The 4,836-nt window shown below is 71.1% G+C and carries 5 protein-coding genes and 1 pseudogene; all 6 read left to right on the top strand.

The annotated features are described in order from the left end of the window. Nucleotides 1–277: pseudogene (locus IH13_RS42095) on the top strand (cobalamin biosynthesis protein CbiX); the annotation flags it as partial. Beyond that, nucleotides 274–750 (top strand): urease subunit beta, encoded by a 477-nt coding sequence (locus tag IH13_RS0106680; protein WP_031081889.1) that lies wholly within the window; start codon nucleotides 274–276, stop codon nucleotides 748–750. The pseudogene IH13_RS42095 and the gene IH13_RS0106680, both read left to right, overlap by 4 nt. Further along, on the top strand, nucleotides 750–2,474 hold the full coding sequence (gene ureC, locus IH13_RS0106685; protein WP_031081891.1) for an urease subunit alpha: 1,725 nt from the start codon (nucleotides 750–752) through the stop codon (nucleotides 2,472–2,474). The genes IH13_RS0106680 and ureC overlap by 1 nt, the downstream gene beginning before the upstream one ends. A 3-nt stretch (nucleotides 2,475–2,477) precedes the next feature. Beyond that, the gene (locus IH13_RS0106690; RefSeq protein ID WP_031081892.1) at nucleotides 2,478–3,227 is read left to right on the top strand and encodes an urease accessory protein UreF; all 750 of its coding nucleotides are present in this window, start codon (nucleotides 2,478–2,480) and stop codon (nucleotides 3,225–3,227) included. Nucleotides 3,228–3,256: 29 nt separating this feature from the next. Next, nucleotides 3,257–3,877 carry an urease accessory protein UreG gene (gene ureG, locus IH13_RS0106695; RefSeq protein WP_031081894.1) on the top strand — a complete coding sequence of 207 codons (621 nt, stop codon included), beginning with the start codon at nucleotides 3,257–3,259 and terminating at the stop codon, nucleotides 3,875–3,877. A gap of 1 nt (nucleotide 3,878) precedes the next feature. After that, nucleotides 3,879–4,836, top strand: a 958-nt coding sequence (locus tag IH13_RS36870; RefSeq protein WP_031081896.1) for an urease accessory protein UreD, incomplete at its 3' end; no start/stop codon positions are given.

Consider the following 4,836-nt stretch of genomic DNA (forward strand, 5'->3'; position numbering starts at 1 on the left):
GATGTGTATAAGAGACAGGCGGTGGACGCAGCGGCACGACGACGGCATCGCGGCCGGACTGACGGCCGCCGACGACCACGGGCACTCCCACACGCACCCGCCGGGCGAGGGACACGACCACGGCCACGGGCACTCGCACACGCACCCAGCGGTCGAGGGACACGGCCACTCCCACTCCCACTCCCACACGCATCACCCGGGCGAGGAACACGGCCACGGACACCCCCTTCCGCTCCCGCACGCGGGAGCGGGCCACGTCACCAGGAGCACCGCATGACATTCCGCCAGAAGTACCTGTACGGCGAGGATCCCGTCGAGATCAACGCCGGCCGCCGGACCGCACGGCTCACCGTCGAGAACACCGGTGACCGGGCGATCCAGGTCGGGTCGCACTACCACTTCTTCGAGGTCAACTCCGCGCTGTCGTTCGACCGGCAGAAGGCGCTGGGCATGCACCTCAACATCCCCGCCGGCACCTCCGTACGCGTGGAGCCGGGCGGTACGCGCGAGGTCGAGCTGTGCGAGTACGCCGGCACCGGGCGGCTGGTCGGCTTCAGCGGGCTGCTCAACGGCAGCCTCGTCTCGCACCCCGCCCGGGTCGAGGCCGTCCGCAAGGCGATCGAACGGGGCTTCGCCGGCGCGCGGAGCAGCACGGAGGGCAGGCCCGCCGCGGGGGAGAACGGCGGCCAGGAGAGCACGGACAAGCCCAAGAAACAGAAGGACTCCAAGCAGAAGAAGGGTTCGCACTGATGCCCATCCTGCCGCGCAAGCAGTACACCGACATGTTCGGCCCGACGGTCGGCGACCGCTTCTACCTGGGCGACACGAACCTGATCGTCGAGGTGGAGAAGGACTACAGCGAGGGCCAGTACGGGGACGAGGTCCTCTACGGCGGCGGCAAGACCATGCGTGACGGCATGGCGTCCGACCCGCAGGCGACCTCCGCCCAGGGGGCTCTCGACACCGTCATCACCAACGTGGTCGTCATCGACCCCCTCGTCGGCGTCGTCAAGTGCGACATCGGCATCAAGGACGGCTTCATCGTCGGCATCGGCAAGTCGGGGAACCCGCAGACCCAGGACAGGGTCGACGCCGGCCTGATCATCGGGCCCGGCACCGAGGCCATCGCGGGCGAGCACCTCATCGCCACGGCGGGCGCCATCGACACCCACGTCCACCTCATCGCGCCCCAGCAGGCCGAACAGGCCCTCACCAACGGCATCACCACCCTCATCGGCGGCGGCACCGGCCCGACCGACGGCTCGAACGGAACGACGTGCACGCCCGGCCCGTACAACATCGGCCGCATCCTCCAGGCGGCCGAGAACGTCCCCGTCAACCTCGGGATCATGGCCAAGGGGAACGGCAGCCTGCCGGAGGCGCTCAAGGAGCAGATCGCCGCCGGCGCCTGCGCCCTCAAGGTCCACGAGGACTGGGGGGCCACCCCCGCCGTGATCGACAACGCCCTGAGCGTCGCCGACGAGCACGACGTCCAGGTCGCCATCCACACCGACAGCCTCAACGAGAGCGGGTTCTTCGAGGACACCCGCTCGGCGATCGACGGCCGCACCATCCACACCTTCCACAGCGAGGGCGCGGGCGGCGGGCACGCCCCCGACATCCTGCGGGTGACGGGCGAGCCGAACGTGCTGCCGTCCTCGACCAACCCGACGCTGCCGTACACCAAGAACTCGGTGGACGAGCTGCTGGACATGGTCATGGTCTGCCACCACCTCAGCCATGACATCCCCGAGGACGTCTCGTTCGCCGACAGCCGGGTCCGCGCCGAGACCATCGCCGCCGAGACCGTCCTGCACGACCTCGGCGTCATCAGCATGTTCTCCTCCGACTCGCAGGCCATGGGCCGCGTCGGGGAGTCCGTGACCCGCTGCTTCCAGACCGCCCACCACTGCAAGGACAAGCTCGGTGTGCTGGAGGGCGACTCGGAGCGCAACGACAACCAGCGGGTCCTGCGCTACCTCGCGAAGGTGACCATCAACCCCGCCATCGCCACCGGTATCGCGGACCACATCGGGTCGATCGAGAAGGGCAAGCTCGCCGACATCGTGCTCTGGCCCATCCACTCCTTCGGCGCCAAGCCGAAGATGGTCATCAAGGGCGGCATCATCTCCTGGGCGCAGATGGGCGACCCCAACGCCTCGCTCCCCACCCCGCAGCCGGTCACCTACCGGCCCATGTTCGGGCAGTACGGCAAGGCCCAGCAGGCCACCCACGTGACGTTCATGTCGCAGGCCGGTATCGCGGCCGGCGTCCCGGCCGAACTCGGCCTGGAACGGAGGGTCCTGCCGGTGCGCCGGACCCGGACCATCGGCAAGCACAACATGGTCCGCAACGACACGCTGCCGGACATCAAGGTCGACCCGGAGACGTTCAAGGTCACCCTCAACGGCAAGGTCGCCACCATCGACCCGGCCGAGAGCCTCCCCCTCAACCACCTGTTCTTCCTGGTCTAGACGATGTACCAGGAAGAACGCGACACCCCCGGCCCAGGCCCCCGGACGGGGGCGGGGGCCGGGGAGCCGCCCCTGAGCCAGCTGCTGGTCAGCCTCCAGCTGACCGACTCGGCCTTCCCGAGCGGCTTCTACACGCTCTCCCACAGCCTGGAGGGTTTCGCCCAGGCCGGGGCGGTCGACGCCGCGACCCTGCCCGAGCTGCTGGAGTCGCTGCTGCTGCACGGGGTCGGCCCGGCCGACGCCACCGCACTGGCCCTGGCCCACCGGGCCACCCGGGCCGGGCAGCCGGAGACCGTGGCGGCGGTGGACGAGCACCTGTTCGCCACCAAGCTCGGGCAGGAGATGCGCCGGGCCGCCACCCGCACCGGCCGGCAGCTCCTCGACCTCGCGAGCGAGGTCTACGGCCGGCCGGAGATCGAGGACTACTTCGGACGCGTCGTACGCCGTGAGGTGCCCGGGACCCAGGCGGTGGCGGCCGGGATCGTCTACGCCGCCACCGGTGTGCCGGTCCGCCAGGCCGTCGCCTCCGACCTGTTCGCCTTCTGCGCGAGCTTCGCGGGAGCGGCCCTGCGCCTGAGACTGACCGACCACCGCGGGGCCCAGACCATGCTGCACGCCGTGGCGCCCGTCATCGAGCGGACCGTGGAGGCGGCGCTGCGGCGGGAACTCGCCGACGTCGGTGCCACCGTCTTCGCCTCGGACATCATGTCGGGCCGTCACGAACGGGCCGAGGCCCGGCTCTTCGCCAGCTGACCCACCCATCGACTCACCCAGGGAGCACCATGGACGACAACGTACTGCGCGTCGGGATCGGCGGACCGGTCGGATCCGGTAAGACCGCCCTCATCGAGGCGCTGGTGCCGCTGCTGATCGCGCGCGGCCACCGCCCCTCCGTCATCACCAACGACATCTACACCCAGGAGGACGCCCAGCACATCCGGCGCACCCTGGACGGCGTCCTGGAGCCGCAGCGCGTGGTCGGCGTCGAGACGGGGGCCTGCCCGCACACCGCCGTACGCGACGACCCGACGATGAACCTCGCGGCCGGCGCCGAGATGCTGGAGCGCTTCCCGGACACGGACACCCTGTTCTACGAGTCCGGCGGCGACAACCTCACCCTGACGTTCAGCCCCGCCCTCGTCGACGTCTTCGTGTTCGTCCTGGACACGGCGGAAGGCGAGAAGATGCCGCGCAAGCGGGGCCCGGGCATCACCGACTCGGACCTGCTCGTCATCAACAAGATCGACATCGCGCAGTACGTGCGCACCGACCTCGGCGTCATGGAGTCCGACGCCCACCGGGTCCGGGAGGACCGCCCTGTCGTCCTGACGGACTGCCTGACCGGGGCGGGCGTCGAGGACGTGGCCGGCTTCCTGCAAGCACGCCGCAAGGTGCTGATCTGACGTGCCGCCCACCTCGCACAGGACCCGGCCCGACCGGCTCGCCCCCGGGTACTACGGCGTCGAACGGCTGCCCACCGAGGTGGCGGCCCTGGGATCCGTGCCGGACACGCTCGCCGCCGGCTCCCCGGCCAAGGTCGGCATCCTCGACCTGGCCTTCGCCGTGCGGGGTGGGCGCACCGAGCTCGTGGAGCGGTACCAGAAGACACCGCTCCAGATCATCCGGCCGCTGTGGACCGACCCCGCCATGCCCGGCATGGCCTACGTCTGCCTGATGGCCACCGGCGGCGGCGTCGCCCAGGCCGACCGCTACCGGATGGACTTCCGGTGCGGCCCGGGCAGCCAGGTGCACCTGACCACCCAGTCCGCGACCAAGGTGTTCCGGATGGAACACGACTACGCCAGCCAGCGGGTCCACCTGACGGCGGACGAGGGATCGTACGTCGAGTACCTGCCGGACCCCCTGATCCCGTTCGCGGATGCCCGCTTCTACCAGCGCACCGAGGTCACGGTCGCCCCCGGCGGCACGGTCGTCCTGGGGGACACCGTGACCGCGGGCCGGCTCGCCCGCGGCGAACGCCACGACTACCGGGTGGTCGCGGCCGACCTGCGGATCGTCCGGCCCGACGGCACGCTGCTGGCCCTCGACACCCAGCGGCTGGCCGCGGACACCCGGACGCCCGGCGACAGCGTGACCGGCCCCGCGGTCTTCGCCGGGCACGACCACGTCGGCTCCCTCTTCGTCGTCACCGACCGGGTGCCGGCCGAGGAGGTCGCCGACACCCTGCACGAGGCGCTGGCCGGCCACGGCGTCACCTACGGGGTGAGCGTGCTGCCCCGGGAGTGCGGCGCGTGGCTGCGGCTGCTGGACGACAGTCCCGTGCGGGTCGCCGCCGCGCACACCGCGGCCTGGAGCTCCGTGCACCGGCTCCTCACCGGCTGCCCGGCGCCCCGGGTGCGCA

It is taken from the genome of Streptomyces sp. NRRL WC-3549 (assembly GCF_000721935.1).
Classification (GTDB): Bacteria; Actinomycetota; Actinomycetes; order Streptomycetales; family Streptomycetaceae; genus Streptomyces.